At 71.8% G+C, this 15,831-nt stretch carries 20 protein-coding genes; 8 read left to right on the top strand and 12 right to left on the bottom strand.

Annotated features, from left to right (window positions below; all coding sequences use genetic code 11):
* The first annotated feature begins 30 nt into the window (after positions 1-30).
* The 3 genes from GA0070613_RS03330 to GA0070613_RS03320 are packed head-to-tail and all read left to right on the top strand — an operon-like array spanning position 31 to position 2,440.
* Positions 31-885 (top strand): helix-turn-helix transcriptional regulator, encoded by an 855-nt coding sequence (locus GA0070613_RS03330; protein ID WP_089010934.1) that lies wholly within the window; start codon positions 31-33, stop codon positions 883-885.
* Between the two features lie 35 nt (positions 886-920).
* Positions 921-1,544, top strand: coding sequence for a type IV toxin-antitoxin system AbiEi family antitoxin domain-containing protein (locus GA0070613_RS03325; protein WP_408630970.1), 624 nt, complete (start codon positions 921-923; stop codon positions 1,542-1,544).
* A complete protein-coding gene (locus tag GA0070613_RS03320; protein ID WP_197699038.1) occupies positions 1,541-2,440 on the top strand; it encodes a nucleotidyl transferase AbiEii/AbiGii toxin family protein in 900 nt (299 codons plus the stop codon). Before GA0070613_RS03325 ends, GA0070613_RS03320 begins: the two co-directional genes overlap by 4 nt.
* A 241-nt stretch (positions 2,441-2,681) precedes the next feature.
* Here GA0070613_RS03320 and GA0070613_RS03315 read toward each other — a convergent pair whose 3' ends face one another.
* Entirely contained in the window at positions 2,682-3,272 is a 591-nt protein-coding gene (locus GA0070613_RS03315) for a hypothetical protein (RefSeq protein ID WP_089010932.1), read from the bottom strand.
* A 469-nt stretch (positions 3,273-3,741) separates the two neighbouring features.
* On the opposite strand from GA0070613_RS03315, the gene GA0070613_RS03310 reads away from it, so the two are divergent.
* Together GA0070613_RS03310 and GA0070613_RS03305 are read left to right on the top strand one after the other, a co-directional pair.
* Positions 3,742-4,035 (top strand): hypothetical protein, encoded by a 294-nt coding sequence (locus GA0070613_RS03310; protein ID WP_089010931.1) that lies wholly within the window; start codon positions 3,742-3,744, stop codon positions 4,033-4,035.
* A gap of 13 nt (positions 4,036-4,048) precedes the next feature.
* Complete coding sequence (locus GA0070613_RS03305; protein WP_157746257.1) at positions 4,049-4,249, top strand: hypothetical protein; 201 nt, start codon at positions 4,049-4,051, stop codon at positions 4,247-4,249.
* 184 nt (positions 4,250-4,433) lie between these two features.
* Here the strand turns inward: GA0070613_RS03305 and GA0070613_RS03300 are convergent, their stop codons facing one another.
* Positions 4,434-4,754 (bottom strand): GYD domain-containing protein, encoded by a 321-nt coding sequence (locus tag GA0070613_RS03300; protein ID WP_089015717.1) that lies wholly within the window; start codon positions 4,752-4,754, stop codon positions 4,434-4,436.
* A gap of 421 nt (positions 4,755-5,175) precedes the next feature.
* Complete coding sequence (locus GA0070613_RS03295; protein WP_089010929.1) at positions 5,176-5,649, bottom strand: hypothetical protein; 474 nt, start codon at positions 5,647-5,649, stop codon at positions 5,176-5,178.
* Positions 5,650-5,849: 200 nt separating this feature from the next.
* Here GA0070613_RS03295 and GA0070613_RS03290 point away from each other — a divergent pair, with 200 nt between their 5' ends.
* Positions 5,850-7,010 (top strand): sensor histidine kinase, encoded by a 1,161-nt coding sequence (locus GA0070613_RS03290; protein WP_089010928.1) that lies wholly within the window; start codon positions 5,850-5,852, stop codon positions 7,008-7,010.
* Positions 7,007-7,675: a response regulator gene (locus tag GA0070613_RS03285; protein ID WP_089010927.1), complete on the top strand. Its 669-nt coding sequence runs from the start codon at positions 7,007-7,009 to the stop codon at positions 7,673-7,675. The genes GA0070613_RS03290 and GA0070613_RS03285 overlap by 4 nt, the downstream gene beginning before the upstream one ends.
* Positions 7,676-7,880: 205 nt before the next feature.
* Here the strand turns inward: GA0070613_RS03285 and GA0070613_RS03280 are convergent, their stop codons facing one another.
* From GA0070613_RS03280 to GA0070613_RS03240, 9 genes are all read right to left on the bottom strand, one after another.
* The gene (locus GA0070613_RS03280) at positions 7,881-8,663 is read right to left on the bottom strand and encodes a hypothetical protein (protein ID WP_157746256.1); all 783 of its coding nucleotides are present in this window, start codon (positions 8,661-8,663) and stop codon (positions 7,881-7,883) included.
* A gap of 130 nt (positions 8,664-8,793) precedes the next feature.
* Positions 8,794-9,384: a dihydrofolate reductase family protein gene (locus GA0070613_RS03275; protein ID WP_089010925.1), complete on the bottom strand. Its 591-nt coding sequence runs from the start codon at positions 9,382-9,384 to the stop codon at positions 8,794-8,796.
* Entirely contained in the window at positions 9,381-9,836 is a 456-nt protein-coding gene (locus GA0070613_RS03270; protein ID WP_089010924.1) for an SRPBCC family protein, read from the bottom strand. The genes GA0070613_RS03275 and GA0070613_RS03270 overlap by 4 nt, the downstream gene beginning before the upstream one ends.
* Positions 9,833-10,171 (bottom strand): ArsR/SmtB family transcription factor, encoded by a 339-nt coding sequence (locus tag GA0070613_RS03265; protein ID WP_089010923.1) that lies wholly within the window; start codon positions 10,169-10,171, stop codon positions 9,833-9,835. Before GA0070613_RS03265 ends, GA0070613_RS03270 begins: the two co-directional genes overlap by 4 nt.
* Positions 10,172-10,240: 69 nt before the next feature.
* Positions 10,241-10,693, bottom strand: a complete 453-nt coding sequence (locus GA0070613_RS03260; RefSeq protein ID WP_089010922.1) for an SUKH-3 domain-containing protein — start codon at positions 10,691-10,693, stop codon at positions 10,241-10,243.
* Positions 10,693-11,211, bottom strand: coding sequence for a YwqJ-related putative deaminase (locus GA0070613_RS03255; protein ID WP_089010921.1), 519 nt, complete (start codon positions 11,209-11,211; stop codon positions 10,693-10,695). Before GA0070613_RS03255 ends, GA0070613_RS03260 begins: the two co-directional genes overlap by 1 nt.
* Positions 11,204-11,698, bottom strand: a complete 495-nt coding sequence (locus GA0070613_RS03250; RefSeq protein WP_089010920.1) for a WXG100-like domain-containing protein — start codon at positions 11,696-11,698, stop codon at positions 11,204-11,206. The genes GA0070613_RS03255 and GA0070613_RS03250 overlap by 8 nt, the downstream gene beginning before the upstream one ends.
* Positions 11,699-11,702: 4 nt before the next feature.
* Positions 11,703-12,020, bottom strand: a complete 318-nt coding sequence (locus tag GA0070613_RS03245; protein ID WP_089010919.1) for a hypothetical protein — start codon at positions 12,018-12,020, stop codon at positions 11,703-11,705.
* Positions 12,021-12,027: 7 nt separating this feature from the next.
* Entirely contained in the window at positions 12,028-12,444 is a 417-nt protein-coding gene (locus tag GA0070613_RS03240) for a YbaB/EbfC family nucleoid-associated protein (protein ID WP_089010918.1), read from the bottom strand.
* A gap of 132 nt (positions 12,445-12,576) precedes the next feature.
* Between GA0070613_RS03240 and GA0070613_RS03235 the strand changes: the two genes are divergently transcribed.
* Entirely contained in the window at positions 12,577-15,828 is a 3,252-nt protein-coding gene (locus tag GA0070613_RS03235; RefSeq protein WP_089010917.1) for an ATP-binding protein, read from the top strand.
* The last annotated feature ends 3 nt before the right edge of the window (positions 15,829-15,831 follow it).

Genomic DNA, 15,831 nt, shown 5'->3' with positions numbered 1-15,831 from the left:
TCGCCCGCGCTACCGGCGGATACTGGGATCATGGACCGTGCAGCCCTGGCCGATTTTCTCCGCCGCCGCCGCGAGGCGCTGCAGCCCGGGGACGTCGGGCTGGCCGCGGGCGCGCGCCGGCGCGCGCCGGGCCTGCGGCGTGAGGAGGTCGCTGCCCTCGCCGCGATGTCGACCGATTACTACACCCGCCTCGAACAGCAGCGCGGCCCGCAGCCGAGTGCGCAGATGCTCGCGTCGCTCGCCCGGGCGCTGCGGCTGACGAAGGACGAACGCGACTACCTGTTCCGGGTGGCGGGGCACAACGCCCCGGCAGTCGTGTCCGCGGCGACGCACGTCGCCCCGGCGCTGCTGCGCGTGCTGGACCGGCTCGACGACACCCCGGCGCTCATCCTGTCCAACCTCGGCGAGACGCTAGTGCAGAACCGGATGGCCGCAGCCCTGTTCGGCGACAAGTCGGGCTACACGGGCCTCGCCCGCAGCGAGATCTACCGGTGGTTCACGGCTCCCGCGGAGCGGCTGCGCTACCTCGAGGAGGACCGCGACCGGCAGAGCCGCGCCCAGGTCGCCAACCTGCGTGCCGCGTACGGATCGATGGGCCCGCAGTCGCGGGCCGGTGAGCTGGTGCGGGCGCTGCAGAAGGCGAGCCCGGAGTTCGCCGAGCTGTGGGAACGGCACGAGGTCGCCAAGCGCTTCGCGGACCACAAGACGCTCATCCATCCCCAGCTCGGTGCGATCGGGCTCGACTGCCAGGCGCTGTTCACCGAGGACCAGTCCCAGGCACTGCTCGTGCTCACCGCGTCCCCGCGCAGCGAAGGCTGCGAGAAGCTGCAGCTGCTCGCCGTGCTGGGGCACGAGCGCTTCCCCGCCGACACGACACCCGGTTAGCCCTGCCGGAGAAATCCACTACACCTACAGATGAGGTGTATAGAATTTCTCCTGTGCTGGCGAATGAGCCTGACGGAGAAGAGGCGGCCTTACGTCGGCTTCCGTCAACCTTCACCTACTCCCAGGCCATGGCAGCCGGGGTCTCCCGCTGGCGGCTCTACCGCCTACGCGACCAGGGCGCAATCGACCTGGTCGGCCGAGGTCTCTACCGCCGGCATGAAGCTGAGGCGGTGGACATCGATCTCATCGAGATCGCTCGTCGCGCACCGCTCGCCACCCTCTGCCTGGCCACGGCGTTGGCTCGGCACGGCCTCACCGACGAGATCCCGTCCCGCATCGACGTCGCGCTGCCACGCGGACAGCACCGGCCCGCCACCATCGCGCCGGTCGTCTGGCACTGGTTCGACCCGACCACGTTCGAGATCGGGCGCACCGAAATGCCCCTCGACCAGGAAACGTCGATCGGGCTCTACAGCTCCGAACGGAGCATCATCGACGCTCTGCGTCTGCGGCACCGTGAGGGCCCGGACCTGGCGTACGCGGCGCTCAAGCGATGGCTGAGGCGGCGCGGCGCGTCGCCGTCAAACCTGTTGGCGATGGCTCGCCACTTTCCTCAGGTCGAGCGGCCACTTCGAGAGGCACTGGAGATCCTGCTGTGACCGAACGTCCGACCCGAGCCACCGTCGCCGGCCGCGCTTACCTCGATCTTCAGAACCTCGCCCGCCGCACCGGTCGGCCCACAGACGAGCTGCATCAGGTCTATGCGCTGGAGGGCTTCCTCGCTCGCCTGGCCCAGTCCGCGTATGCGGGCAAACTCGTGCTCAAGGGCGGCGTGCTGCTCGCCGCGTACGCCGCTCGTCGGCCCACCCGTGACGTCGACCTTCAAGGCCGATGGATCTCCAATGGCACAGATCAGGTGCTCGGTATCGTCCGCGGCATCGCAGCACAGCATCTCGACGACGGCCTGGTATTCGACGCGGCAAGCGCGAGCGCCGAGATGATCCGGGACGACGACGTTTACTCCGGAGTCCGTGTCAGCCTCACCGGTAGCCTCTCCGCCGCGCGGCTGACCTTCCACGTCGACGTCAACGTCGGTGACCCGATCTGGCCCGATCCGCAACCGATCAAGCTGCCGCGCCTGCTCGACGGGGAGATCGTGGTCACCGGCTATCCGCTCCCCATGGTGTACGCCGAGAAGCTGGTGACGGCGTTGCAGCGAGGCGTGGCGAACACCCGCTGGCGTGACTTCGCCGATGTCTACCTGCTGTCGGAACGGCACGATGTCGACGGCGACGAGCTGGCGGCGGCCGTGCAACGGGTGGCCGAGTATCGCGAGGTTGCGCTAGCACCGCTGAGCCAGGCCCTCGAGGGCTATGCAACGCTGGCGCAGCCGCGGTGGGCGGCCTGGCGGCGTAAGCACCGTCTCGACGATCGGCTTCCCCAGAACTTCGACGTGGTGTTGCAGCGGGCGTTTGCGCTCGCCGATCCTGCCGTGAGTGGGATCTCTCGTAGCCAAACCTGGATCGCGAGGGCCTCGGCTTGGACAGCTATGTGACAGAGGCGGCCCGTCGCCGGCTCTCGCCACGCGTCCGGCGTACACCTCAGTCCTCGTTGTTACCCGTCTACGCGGCGCTTGCGTAGCGTCAGCCTGGCTGGCGGTCGATTCCGCGTCGTCGAGACGACGAGATCATGGTTCGGCTGACGCGCCGCCAGATCATGACAACCGGAGCCGCACTCGCTTGCTACACGGACTACTGCGAACAGCATGCCGCGCGGGCAAGGTCCGGGTACGGGGCCTACCCAGTCAATTCTTCACCGAGTTCAGGCTTGAGGGCTTCGCCACGCCTCCGCAACCGGTACGCCGCGATCGCATTGCCGACGCCGAGCAATGCCAGGATGCTGACCGCCAGCCAGAACCCGACGGCCGGTACGGCGGACATGGCCTCGTCGTAAGGCGGCGGATCAAAGCGACGCAGTGCGCCTCGCAGGCCGAGCGCAAGCGCCCCCGCCGCGACGAATGCCGCTACCGCCGAGACCACCAGGCGGGACTTGACACCGGCCAGGATCCTGGCAAGCACGCCGGCCAGGACACCCAGCGCGGCGACCATGAAGAGCGGTTGCCCCGGCAGGTAGATGGGCTCTTCGGGACCGATCTGCGGCGCCTCGTTCGGCACCTCCTGCATGACGTACTGACCACGGTCGCCATCCCAGAGCAGAGTCTCCAGGTGGACCTGAGCCCCGCCACCGACGGTCAAGCCCCAACCAGTCCAGGTCACCGCCACACGCCATTCCTCGGCCTCACCCTTCAGCGCCGCGAACGGTAGGGCGAACAGGAGAGCGACCGCGGCGAACGCCAGCGGACTCAAATTCGTGCGGACCCAGTCCACGGCCGCCTCCTCGACAGATCGACAACGGCAGGATGGGGGGCGGACATCTCCCCCCGATCGCGCTCAGATCTCGGTTCGCATATTCCTCCATGGACTTGACCGCTCCTACGTTTCACCGCCAACCAGGGGTGGCTCGGCCGCCGGTGGAGGCGTTCGTGCCGCAGGTACAACTCACCGGGGGCTGAGGCGGAGGTCGACTTCGGCGAGGTCGTGGTCCACCTCCCTCCGTGTCCGTTTCGGCGACGTGCGCGAGTTCTTCCGTAAGCTCCGCTGACCGCACCCAGCCAGGCCGGCCGTCTCGTCGCCCGGACCGCCCGATCCGGGCGACGAGACGGCACGTTCCGAGGTCATCCGAAGCCTGGGAACGCCCACCCGAACCACGACGCCGGGGAGACGTGCTCGATGACCAACCTTTCGACGATGGTGCCGCGGCTGTCCTGGCCGATGCGGCGCAGGGTGGGCCGAGTCGGTGCTGCGGTGGCGGTTCGACGACGCTGTGTTCGCCGTGACCATGGCCCTGTTCATCGCGCCGGAGCCTCTCCAGAATGACGAGCTGAGGCGGCTCGCCTACCAGGCCGCGTGCAACGGACTGGGGCTCGACCCGGGTAGCGAGGAGCAGGAGCGGGGCTGGCGCCAGCTCACCGACAACGACACCGACCGCCTGCTCGACCAGCTGGCCAGGCTCGGCGCGATCGAGAAGGGCGAAGGTGCTGTCGCACTGACCCCCTTGGGCGTCGGACTGTTTGGCCGGGCACCTGCGTGAGCAGGACGTCACCGTGCCGACCATCGACCAGCTGACGGATGAGACCGCGGAGGTGGTGATCGCCACCGCCACCGGCAGCCCGGCGGAAACCGCCGCCGCCCTCATGCACGCCTGGCGCGCACGCAACCCCGCCACCGCTTCAGCGGAGTTGCGCGCGCTGGCCGAACGCACCGACGACCCCGAGCATCGCAGGCACGCCCTGGCGTACGCCTGAACCGGCGCACACGACGACCATCGCCGCGTGTGGACGGCGTCCAAGGCGTTGTTCCCTTGGTGGTGCGCGGCGCCTGCAGCGGGCGGGATCAGCCGCCGAAAGCCAGTCGATGTGCTTGTAGTCGTCGGGCGCCCGGTCGCGGAACAGCTCGTTCCGCAGCAGCGCCGCGAGGCAGAATCGTTGGTTACCTGCCCGGAGGCTCGTACGCGGCCCTCTGATGGGTCGCCTGGTCTATCTCCTCCGCGGTCAGCACCGGCGTGACCCGAGTCTCCACGCCGGCCGCCGACCGGAAGGCGATGGCCAGTGCGGCGGCGGTCTTGTGGTCCGGCAGTTCACACAACACGTAGGTGTCGTGCTCAGCGAACGAAAAGTGCATCGACTCCATCCGCCCGCCGTGAGCCTCGATCGTGTGTTGGACGACCTCGACGCGCTTGGTACCACCGTCACTGATCAGCCCTTGGAGCCCGCTCACGGTGTAGTTCGACGTCAACAGGAATCTCGGCACCTTCACATCACCCCCACATGTGCCGGCGGGTCACCAGGATCGGGGGCGTGCTCAGGCCCCGCCCTGGCGTTGGACCCGTTCGCTGCCCTCGACTCTCGCCCGGCCTTGGTCGCGCTCGGTGCCCGAGGTCCCGGTCGCCGCGCGCAGGTGCCGCCGGTCCGGCGAGTGCTCCACCTCCGAGCCCTGCCGACCCCGGGGGCCGCTGCCCGGATGCCGCCGCCCCCGTGCCGATTCGCCGCCGGGATCGTGCTTGTTTGGCTTGTGGCTACCCATGGCCCGCGCGTACCCGGTACGCGGGCGGCTAGTCATCCGCCGGCCGGAGGCCTCGCCCCGAACGGGCGCTGCCCCGGCGGCGGCGCCCGGTCCGGGGCGACCCGCCGCCGGGGCTGCGGTGAGCGGCGTGAGTACACCTCGGCAGTGGTCAGAAGCCGTTGTTGACCAGCCAGTCGCTGACGTAGACGGCGACGTAGCCGATCAGGGCGAGGATGCTGATCACGGTCGCCGCCACTGCGAGGCCGCGTCGCCGGGCGTCCCGGGCCCCCGCCAGCCCGAGCACCAGGCCGCCGGTGCCGAGCACCGCCGGCAGGCCGGTCCAGAAGACGAACGGCGTGAGCAGCAGCGCGGGCAGCGCAAGTGCGAGCGCGGTGGGTCCGGTGGCGCGGCGGCGCAACGCCCGGGGGACCAGCCACCCGAAGACGGCCAGCTCCGCGACGACGACGAGCGCGGACATGGTCAGGAACTCGAGCCAGGCGTCCGGGTCGGCCGCACCGGCGCCCCAGACGCCGACCGCGATCAGGGCGATGGCGAGGACGGCCGAGCCGATGGCGGCGGGCAGGACGCGGCGCCGGACGGCGGTGCGGTCGATGGTCGGTTCGGCGGCGGTCAGGGCGGTCATGGGGGTCTCCTCGGTTCGGGCGGCGCTTCCGACGAGCGCCGATGTCCGAAGTCTTCGCCGGGCCGGCTCGCGGGTCGTCCCTCCGGCCGGTGACATCGGACCGTCCGGGACGGTCACGGTGAGCGTCACCCCACGGGGTGGTCGTTCCGTCGTCCTGGCGGGTGATGTGTCGCACCGAAGGCGCTGGCTAGGGTGCCGCTGTGATCCCTTGGTCGCGGTGGCGGAACTGGTCCGACCGGCTGCTCGCCGGCGGCCTCGCCGCGCTCGCCCTGCTCGACCTGGGCCGGGCCGGCCTGCTCTTCACCGAGCCCGCCTCGGCGCTGTTCGCGCTCGGGGCCACCGTCCCACTGGCCTACCGCCGACAGCTGCCGCTCGGGTCGTTCCTGGTGGTCTGGGGCGCGCTGCACACCGGCCTGGCGTCCGGCCTTGGGCTGGGCGAGGACATGCTGACCTTCCTGCTGGTCTTCATCGTGGCGCTCTACTCGCTGGGCGCGCACACCCACGGCTGGGCCGGCTGGGCCGGTGGCCTGCTGGCCGGCAGCGGGATCGTGCTGTTCATCGTCACCGACCCCGGCACCCCCACCGCGGGCGACGTGCTCTTCGCGACGATCGTGGTGGGCGGGCCCTGGGCGGTGGGCCTGGCCGTGCGGCTGCGCCGGGACCGGGAGCGGGCACTGCTGGCCGAGAACGACGGACTGCAGCGCGAACAGGCGGAACGTGCCCGGGCCGCGGTCGCCGAGGAACGCGCGCGGATCGCCCGGGAGCTGCACGATGTCGTGTCCCACGCCATCTCGGTGACCGTGCTCCAGGCCCGAGGTGGCCGGCGGGTCCTGGCCGCCGACCCGTCCGCCGCGCGGGAGGCGTTCGACGTCATCGAACGCACCAACGCCCAAGCCCTCGGCGACATGCGCCGGCTGCTGGCCGTGCTGCGCGAGTCGGACGAGGAGCTGGCACACGTGCCGCAGCCCTCGCTGGGCTCGGTGACGGAGCTGGTAACACAGATGCGCTCGTCGGGGCTGGACATCGCGCTGCGCGTCGAGGGGGACATCGGCGGGGTCCCCCCGGGGGTCGACCTGTCCGCCTACCGCATCGTCCAGGAGGCGCTGACCAATGTGCTCAAGCACGCACCGCGGAGCCGGTGCACGGTGACCGTCGGGTACGGCGAGGTCGCCGTCGACGTCGCCGTGGAGAACGACGGGCAGGGCCGGGCCGAGATCCCGCCGCAGCGGGAACCGGGCGGCCATGGGTTGATCGGGGTCCAGGAGCGGGTCGCCGTCGCCGGAGGTGCGCTGGAGGTGGGCCCAACTCCGACCGGCGGCTTCCGGGTGCGGGCCCGCCTGCCGTACGAGGTCCCGGCATGATCCGCCTGGTGCTCGCCGACGACCAGGCCATGGTCCGGGCCGGCTTCCGGATGATCCTGTCGGCCGAGCCGGACCTGCAGGTCGTCGCCGAGGCCGGCGACGGGTACGAGGCGGTGAGCGCGGTCGCCCGGCACCAGCCGGACGTGGTCCTGATGGACGTACGGATGCCCGGGCTGGACGGGGTGGAGGCGACCCGCCAGATCATCGAGCAGACCAGGGCCGGCGGGTCGACTGCGCACGTCCTGGTGCTCACCACGTTCGACCTCGACGAGGTGGTCTACGGCGCCCTGCGGGCGGGGGCCAGCGGGTTCCTGCTGAAGGACGCGCCGGAGGACCGTCTGGTCACCGCCATCCGGGTGGTGGCCGACGGCGGCTCCATGTTCGCGCCCTCGATCACCCGACGGCTCGTCGAACAGTTCGCCCGACACGCGCCCGGCAACCCGTCCCGGGAACTGGCCCGGCTCACCGACCGGGAGAAGCAGGTGCTGGTGCTGGTCGCTCGGGGCATGACCAACGCGGAGATCGGGGCCACCCTCTTCGTCACCGAGAACACCGTCAAGACGCACGTGGCCCGGATCCTGCAGAAGCTCGGCCTTCGAGACCGGGTGCAGGCGGTGATCGCGGCGTACGAGTCCGGGCTGGTGACTCCGCATCCTCCCGGCTGAGCCGCCTGGAGCGACGCCGGCCCACCTCGATCGGGGTGCCGGGCAGCGAGTACCGGAATGTCGCGCGCGGCGCGGTCAGCGGCGGGGGGGTGGCCGTGAGGCGGCGGCCGCCCCCCGGCTTGTGCTTCGATCGTGGCAGCGTCACCGGGCGCAGCGCCCGCGGTCGCGGCCGGCGTCGTCGCTCCTGCCTTAGAAGTCGTCCGGCTCAGCGGGCGCGCTGAGCCGGCACCTGGTCATGCGGCTGCACCCGGTCCCGATTCTTGGGTAGGCGGTCCCTGTCGCGGTCGAGGTGATCGATGAGGTCGATCAGCCTGTGCTGAAGCATGACCAGGCGCTGGTTCCCCTCGACCCCACCCTGCTCAATCTCGTCGACTTGGGCGCGAAGGCGGTCGAACCAGGCGGCGAAACGAGGGTAGTTGTCCAGACGTGCACAGAACGCGGCGTATCCCAGTACTTCGTGGCGGACGCCGTCGGACGCGTCGGTCCGAGTCAGCATCAGCTCGCCGATGGCGCGTTGCTGGCCTCGGAACAGCCGGAACGGACCCGAAACCGTGTCAGTTCCAAGGATGGCTCTTGTCTTGTCGATCGAGGCGAAGAACTCCGTGGTGTCGGCGACATCGCCGATGTCGAGGAAGCGCTGGTCTCGTCGGAGGAGTTCCAGCCAGCCCAGGTACTCGGCCAGCAAGTAGACGGTGTTGTCCCGCACGTACCGTTCTTCCTCCGGGTCGCCGCTGCGCAGGTACGTGGTTAGGAAGCCTCGGCTGAGGGCGTTGAACAGCCGGGACTGGAGGGAGTGGGCCGCCCAGAGCAACGGCTCCCGATAGCGCCGGAACAACTCTTTCGCGAGCTCGGCCTTGCTTCGCTGATGAGTCTGCTCCTGCAGCCGGTGCTCCATCACGGTGGTCCGATAGGTGGCAACACTGCTGACCAGAGCACTGACAAGTGATACAGCGGCCGCCGTCACTGCGATGAGTATCTCTGCCGTCATGTCCACAGTGTGCCGAACCGGCGGAGACTCTGCGCCTCTTTCCCAAGGCAGAGCTCCGGCTTCGGATCGGCCCGCAGCGGCCACGCTGCCTGGCTCAGGCGGCCAGTGAGCGTGGCCAACCGCGAGGCAATCAATCCGACTCACGCGCGTAGGTGGCGAGGAGTGCGCCGGTGCTTGTCGGCCGGCTGCCCACGAGACGCAGCGTCCTGAGCTGGCCGTCGTCGGCGAAGATGCGCTTGCCGCCGCCGAGCAGCACCGGGTCAATCATCAGCCGCAGCTCGTCGACCAGGTCATGCTCGAGCAGCGTCTGCGCCAGCCGCGCGCTGCCGATCAGATGCAGCTCACCCTCGCCAGACTCCTTGACCTCGGCCACCGCCTCGGCCACGTCGCCGGTCAACAACGAAGAGTGTTCCCAGGCCAGCGGTGAGGCGAGCGTCGCCGACACCACGTATTTCGGCTTGTTGTTCAGCGGGTCGGCGACCACCTTCTCGGGCCCGGTGACGTGCGGCCAGTGCGCGGCGAACCGCTCGTAGGTCAACCGTCCGAAGAGGAACCCGGAAGCGCATTCCAACCCGTCCACCACCCACTGCCGGGAGGTGTCGTCGAACCAGCGCAGGTGCCAGCCGCCATGTGCGAAGCCGCCGCTGGGATCCTCGTCGGGCGCGCCGGGCGCCTGCACCACCCCGTCCATGCTCATCCACTCGACCACCACGAGCTTCACGCCGCCACCTCCGCCAGCTTGTCCAGCACCGACTTCCAGCCGGGCGCGACGCCGTCGGCCACCTGCGGCATCGCCCCAGCCAGGTCCTCCAACCTTTCGTGCACGAGGGTGAGCGCGGTCCCGCCCTCCGGCTTCCCGTCGAGGGTGACGGTGAGCAACGAGTCGAAGGTCGGGCCGGCGGCGCGCTGCGGGCCGACGAAGCCCCAGCGCCAGACGAGGCGCCGGTCCTCCTCCAGCTCCACCAGTTCGCAGTCGAAGCCGCCGACGTCGGTGCCGGCGTCGGTGTGCCAGATCCGGTACCGGCCGCCGATGCGGGGCTCGACCTCGGCGCGGGCCACCTCGAGCCCGCCGGGGGCGAGCCAGCGGCGCAGCAGGTCGGGGTCCAGCCAGGCCCGGTAGACCTTGTCGGGTGGGGCGGGCAGGTCGCGGTGCAGCCGTACGACGGTGCTCATCGGTCGGTCCCTTCGTCGTCGGTGAGGAGCGCTTCGAGGGCGTCGAGCCGGTCGGCCCAGTGGCGCCGGTAGAAGTCCAGCCAGGCGGCGGCGGTGGCGAGCGGGGCCGGTTCCAGCGCGCAGACGTGCCGGCGGCCGGTGATGGTGCGCCGCACCAGGCCGGCGCGTTCCAGCACCTGCACATGTTTGGACGCCGCGGCCAGGGACATCTCCAGGGGCTCGGCCAGCTCGCCGACGGTCAGCTCCCGTTCGGCGAGCCGGCGCAGCATGGTGCGCCGCGCCCCGTGCGCGAGGGCGTGGAACACCTCATCCATCCCCACCGGATCCTCAACCATGAGGTTGACAATAGCCGGCCTCGGGCCATTAGTAAACCGATTGGTTGAGCTTCGGTGGGGCGGGGCGGCTCACGACCCGTCCGGGGCCTCCTCGCCCTCCAGCAGCCGGGCCAGGCCCGTCGCGCCGGGGCCGACCCGCTTGACCTGGTCGTTGAAGAGCATGTGGATGGTGCCGTCCACGTCCATCGCCAGGCTGGCGTGCCCGTCGTACTCCTCGCCGACCGGGTAGAGCTGACCGGCCGTCGACCCGTCGAGGCTGTCGAACCACTTCTTCTGCCCCAGACACAGGGTCGGGTCGAGCCGTACGCCGATCCGGGCGTAGTCCCGGCCGGGACCGCTCACCGGCACGGCCAGGCCACCGAACTCGGTGAGGAACGCGCGCGCGGGCGGGTGCATGGCGAACCCCTCCGGGGCGAGCGCGCTCTCCCACCCGGACACGTCCACGCGGCGACGCGGCGACCAGCCCGCCGCCTTGAGCTCCCGTTCCGCCCGCGCCGGCAGGTCGCGCTCGTCGCCCCGCATCACAACGCCTCCCTGAGGTCGAACTCGTTCCGCAACGACTTGCAACTGTTGCAGCACGGGTTGTGGGCGCCATGGCCGGGGTTGCCGGGGGCGCGGATCCGCGCCGCGCCGATGGCGCCCCCGCGCGGGTCGACGCCCCGGTCCAGCAACTTCGACAACGACTGCGGCAGCGCGCAGTTGCCGTGCCACGGCGCGCGGAGGTTCTGCGGCACGCTGTCGAGCGCCCGGGCCACCTCGCGGTGGTGCGGGTAGATCTTGTCCGGACCGTCGCTCACCGACACCGCGGTGTGCCGGCCGTCCGCCGTGGTGACCGCCTCGGCGGTGCCGTTGACCCGCCCGTTGCGCTGCTGGCGGTCGGCCTCCCGCCGGGCCCGGTACGACGCCTGCCGGGCCGGGGACGCGTTGCGGGTCGGCCGTGCGTCGGGTGTGCCCCGCCGCCGACGCTTGACCTTCTTGAGATCCCGGACCCACTCCCGGGCGAACTTGGCGGCGACCTTGCCGGTGCGGTTCCTAACCATCGATCAACCGCCAGACGGCCTCCTGCATGAGGTTGCCGATGATCGTGCGGGCCAGCGTCTGGAACACGGGAATCTCCAGCAGGGACGCGCCGAAGGTCGGGCCGGCGGTGGCGAGCGCCTGCGCGATCTGGATCGCCAGGATCGTCAGCTGCACGATGACTGCGATCTTCAGGGCCAGCACGATCGCGGCGCAGATGATGAGCCCGGCGCCGCCGACCACCGCCCCGGTGACATTGCTGACCAGACTCGCGGTCGGGCTCTCCTCGCCCGCCCACCAGTTCCGGAACGCCTCGATGTCGCCGCCCTCGTTGCCGGTGAGGGCGTTGGTGGCGGCGGTGACGGCCCCAGCCAGGAACTCGGCCATCTCGTCGCTGAACTCGAGCCACGCCTGGCCCAGCTCGAACAGCTTCTGCTCGTCCGAAGCCGGCCAGTCGTAGCCCAGGATGTCGAGCAGACTGCGCAGCTCACCGGGGATCTGCAGGCCCACGCCGTCAGCCTCCGAGCCGTCCGAGGATGGAGTGGAACAGGTCGCTGGTGTCGGCCTCGTTCGTCTCGTGCGACCGCGCCATCGCGGCGAGGTCGTCGCCGGCGAAACCAACCTCCTCGAGGGCCTCGGTGAGCACCTCGAAGACGAAGCCGGACGCCTCCTCGTACGCCATGCCGAGGAGGGAACCCGTGTCGTCGTCGCCGAACGCCGGGCCGATCGAGGCCAGTCGCGCCTGGAAGGCCGTCACCCGGCTGGCGAAGTCGTCGGCCGTCGACCGCATCGCGTTGCCGGCGGCGGCCAGCCCGTCCGGATCGATCTGCACGACGGGGTCACCCGCCCCGACGGCTCAGCCGGTCCTGCGCGTCGGCGAGCCCGTTGAGGAACGTCGTGAACTGCCGGGCGGCGTCCTGCTGGATGACGCTCAGCTGCCGGCCCAGGTCGCCGAGGTCGACCGGGCCCGCCGTCGTCGCCGTGGCCCGCTGGAGGTCCTCCATCGCGTTGTTGACCGCGACCATGATGTGGTCGGTGAGCGTCGCGAGGTCGAGCCGGAGCAGCCGCGGGTCGACCTCCAGCGCGGTCATCCGGCCCGGCGGTGCGGTGCGGACCCGGACCAGGCCGTCCGCCGCCTCGCCGTACCCCTCGGGCGGCGACGCATCCGCGTTTTCCCTTGTGGACTGTTGGGCGGCAAGGCTGCGTAACGTGTCGGTGAGCGCCTTGTCGATGCCGGACGGGTCGGTAGACGCCACCTCAGCCCCCGCTTCCGTTGTGACTACGTCAGCGTGATCTTAAGCGACCGCCGCAAGCGCATCGACGCCCGTCGGGTCCCACGCGGCCGTTCCCCTCATCATGTCGGCCCGTTCCGTTACGGTCGGGGGGTCATGCAGCCGCGGTTCGGCGAGACCATCATCGGGCGGGAGCACCCCGCGGGCCTGCTGCGCGCCGAAGTGGACCGGGCGACCGCGAGCCACGGTGGCGTCGTGCTCGTCACCGGCGAGCCCGGCATCGGCAAGACGACGCTCGTAACGGCCGTGGCCGAGGAGGCCCGGCAGCGGGGCGCGCTGGTGCTCGGCGCCGCCTGCTGGGATTCCGACAGCGCGCCCGGCTACTGGCCCTGGGTGCAGGTGCTGCGCGGCCTGCGCCGCTCGCCCGACGACTGGGCGCTCGCGCGGGACGCCGCCGAGCCCGGTCTCGGGGTCCTGCTCGGCGAGGCGACCGGCGGCCCGAGCGACGAGGACGACGGCGACCAGGAGGCGTTCGCCCTCTACGACGCGGTGACCACCGCACTGGTCGCGGTCTCCCAGCGACGCCCGGTCGTGGTCGTCCTCGACGACCTGCACTGGGCCGACCCCGCCTCGATGCGGCTGCTGCGGTTCGCCGCCCAGCACACCTGGTTCGAGCGGTTGCTGCTGATCGGCACCTACCGCGACGCGGAGGTCGAGTCGGGCGACCATCGGTTGCGCCCGCTGCTGCTGCCACTGACGGCGAAGGCGACCACCGTCACCCTCACCGGCCTGTCCCGCGACGAGGTGGGCGCGCTGATGACCCGCACGGCCGGCCGGGAGCCCGACCCGGGGCTCCTCGACGAGGTGCACCGGCGCACCGGCGGCAACCCGTTCTTCGTCGAGCAGACCGCCCGGCTGTGGCGCGCCGACGGCCTGGTCACCGCGATCGCCCCCGGCGTCCGGGAAGCCGTGCGGCGGCGCCTCGCCCAACTGCCCGCCCCGGTGGTCGAGGCACTCACCGTCGCCGCCGTGCTGGGCCGCGACTTCCACCGCCAGGTTCTCTCCGCCTGCGTACCGACCCCGGCCGCGCAGGTCGACCGGCTGCTGGACCGCGCGGTGACCGCCCGGCTCGTGGTGGCCCGCGGCGGCGGCCGGTTCGCCTTCGCCCACGATCTGGTCCGCGAGACCCTCTATGACGGGCTGCCCGACGACGACCGGCGCGTCCGACACGCCGCGGTCGTCCGGGCCGTCGACCGCTCGGCGGCGCTCGCCGAGCGGCTGATCCCCGCTGACCTGGCCCGCCACGCCTGGCTCGCCGGCGTTGACCTCGACCCGTCCCGAGCCGCCGAGCTGCTGGTCGCCGCCGCCCGGGACGCGAGCCGCCGGCTCGCCATGGAGGAGGCGGCGGTCCATTTCCGCCGGGCGCGGGAAGTCGCCGCGGATCCGACCCAACGCGTCAAGATCATGGTGGAGCTCGCCCAACTGCTGCACCACGTCGGCGGCAGGGACGAGGCCGAGCAGCTTCTCGCCGACGCCGCGACCTTGGCGCTCGCGCTCGACGAGCCGGTGGTGCTGGCCCGCGTCGCGCTCACCGTCCATCGGCAGCGGCCCACCGCACGCCGATCCGCTGACCCGGAGGAACTGCTGCGTGAGGCGTACCGGCGGCTCATCGGCGAGCCCGATGTCACCGGGCCGCTCAGCACGCTCGTCGCCGACCTCATCACGGCCACCGAGACGCTCGCCCGCCGCGGCAACGACGACGAGGCGCTCACCTTCAGCCTGTGGGCCCGCCACGACACGACCTGGGGGCTGGGCACGGCCGCCGACCGGGCGGCGCTCACCGCCGAGATCCGCGACGTGGCCCGCCGCACGGGAGACCGGGAGACCGAGATGTGGGCGACCTCGCTGCGCTGGGTCGCGCTGCTGGAACTCGGCGACCCGGGCTACCACCGGGAGCTCACCGCGTTCGTCACGGCCGGCCGGGAGAGCGACAACGCCCGCCACCGGATGGGGGCGGCCGTCGACGGCGGCATCATCGCCGCGTTCCGGGGCGACTTCACCGAGGCCGACGAGTTCTTCTCCGAGTTGGCGGATTTCGGCGAGTGGGAGCACTCCGACCACGCGTTCATGGGCCATCACCTGCGCTGGTCGCGGCTGCTGTTGCAGGGCCGGTTCGACGAGCTCGACACGCTGCTCGACGCGCCGGACATGGCCCGGCACCCCCACCCGGAACTGCTCCGGGCGATCACCGCCGCCGAGCGCGGCGACGACGAGACGGCCGCACGCCTGACCGCCGGCATCGAAGCCGCCGGGACGACGTACTCCCGTGCGGTGTCGCCGCTGTGGGTGCGGCTGCGCGCGCAGGCCGCCGTCGCGACCCGCGACCCGCGCCGCTGCGCCGAGGTGCGGCAGGCGCTGGAGCCGCACCGCGGCGGCTGGCTGGCCGCGCTGTTCGGCTGCGACATCAGCGGCCCGGTCGACCACTGGCTGGGCCTCGTCGACGCCGCGCAGGAGCGGTGGGACGACGCGGTGGCCCGCCTCTCCTCGGCCCGCGATGCCGCCGACCGGATGGGTTCCCGCCCCTGGTCGGTCATCGCCCGCGCCGCGCTCGCGGACGCGCTGACCGGGCGCGACCGGCCGGGCGACGGGGCCGCCGCGGCAGAGCTGCGCGCCGCCACCGAACGCGACGCCCGCACGCTCGGCATGGCGCAGGCGGTCACCCGGCTGAGCAGCGCGGTGCCCGCCGGGGCCGGCGCGACGACAGCCGGACAGATTCACCCGCCCACCGCGGCGCCCACCACGGGGCAGCACCCGGCCGAGGCGTCCTCCGTCGGGCTGACGGTCGCGCGGCGGCTCGTTGAGGCGTACGAGTTCCGCCGCGACGGTCCCGTCTGGCAGCTCACGTACGCCGGCGTGGTCGCGCACCTGCCCGACGCCAAGGGATTGCACGACCTGCGGCTGCTGCTGAGCCGGCCCGGCGTCGACGTGCCGGCGGTCGAGCTGCTCGACCCCGCCGCCGGCCCGGAACTCGTTGCCGCCCGCCGGCTCGGCGGCGACCCGGTCCTCGACGACGAGGCGAAGGCCCGCTACCGGCGCCACCTGCAACGGCTCGACGACGAGATCGACCGGGCCGCCGCGCGCGGCGACGAGTCGAAGCTGGCCGGCCTCGACGCTGAGCGCGCGGCGCTGCTCGACCAGTTGCGCGCCGCGGCCGGGCTGGCGGGCCGTAGCCGCCGCCTCGGTGACGAGGCCGAGCGGGCCCGCAAGACCGTCACCGCCCGCATCCGGGACACGCTGCGCCGGCTCGACGACCGCCACCCCGCGCTCGCCGCCCACCTGCGCGACACCGTCTCGACCGGCAGCACCTGCCGCTACCTCCCGCCCGAGCCGCTGCCCTGGGGCCTCTAGGCA

It is taken from the genome of Micromonospora inositola (genome assembly GCF_900090285.1).
In the GTDB taxonomy this organism is placed as follows: domain Bacteria; phylum Actinomycetota; class Actinomycetes; order Mycobacteriales; family Micromonosporaceae; genus Micromonospora; species Micromonospora inositola.
Note: the sequence above shows the minus strand (reverse complement) of the source record. Positions and strands in the feature narration are given on the sequence as shown.

Excerpts from the sequence above, each read along its gene's own strand:
- GA0070613_RS03330 (WP_089010934.1), top strand. The coding sequence starts at position 31 with ATGGACCGTGCAGCCCTGGCCGATTTTCTCCGCCGCCGCCGCGAGGCG.
- GA0070613_RS03295 (WP_089010929.1), bottom strand. The coding sequence starts at position 5,649 with ATGACCGCCCTGACCGCCGCCGAACCGACCATCGACCGCACCGCCGTC.
- GA0070613_RS03285 (WP_089010927.1), top strand. The coding sequence starts at position 7,007 with ATGATCCGCCTGGTGCTCGCCGACGACCAGGCCATGGTCCGGGCCGGC.
- GA0070613_RS03280 (WP_157746256.1), bottom strand. The coding sequence starts at position 8,663 with ATGACGGCAGAGATACTCATCGCAGTGACGGCGGCCGCTGTATCACTT.
- GA0070613_RS03270 (WP_089010924.1), bottom strand. The coding sequence starts at position 9,836 with ATGAGCACCGTCGTACGGCTGCACCGCGACCTGCCCGCCCCACCCGAC.
- GA0070613_RS03265 (WP_089010923.1), bottom strand. The coding sequence starts at position 10,171 with ATGGTTGAGGATCCGGTGGGGATGGATGAGGTGTTCCACGCCCTCGCG.
- GA0070613_RS03260 (WP_089010922.1), bottom strand. The coding sequence starts at position 10,693 with ATGCGGGGCGACGAGCGCGACCTGCCGGCGCGGGCGGAACGGGAGCTC.
- GA0070613_RS03255 (WP_089010921.1), bottom strand. The coding sequence starts at position 11,211 with ATGGTTAGGAACCGCACCGGCAAGGTCGCCGCCAAGTTCGCCCGGGAG.
- GA0070613_RS03235 (WP_089010917.1), top strand. The coding sequence starts at position 12,577 with ATGCAGCCGCGGTTCGGCGAGACCATCATCGGGCGGGAGCACCCCGCG.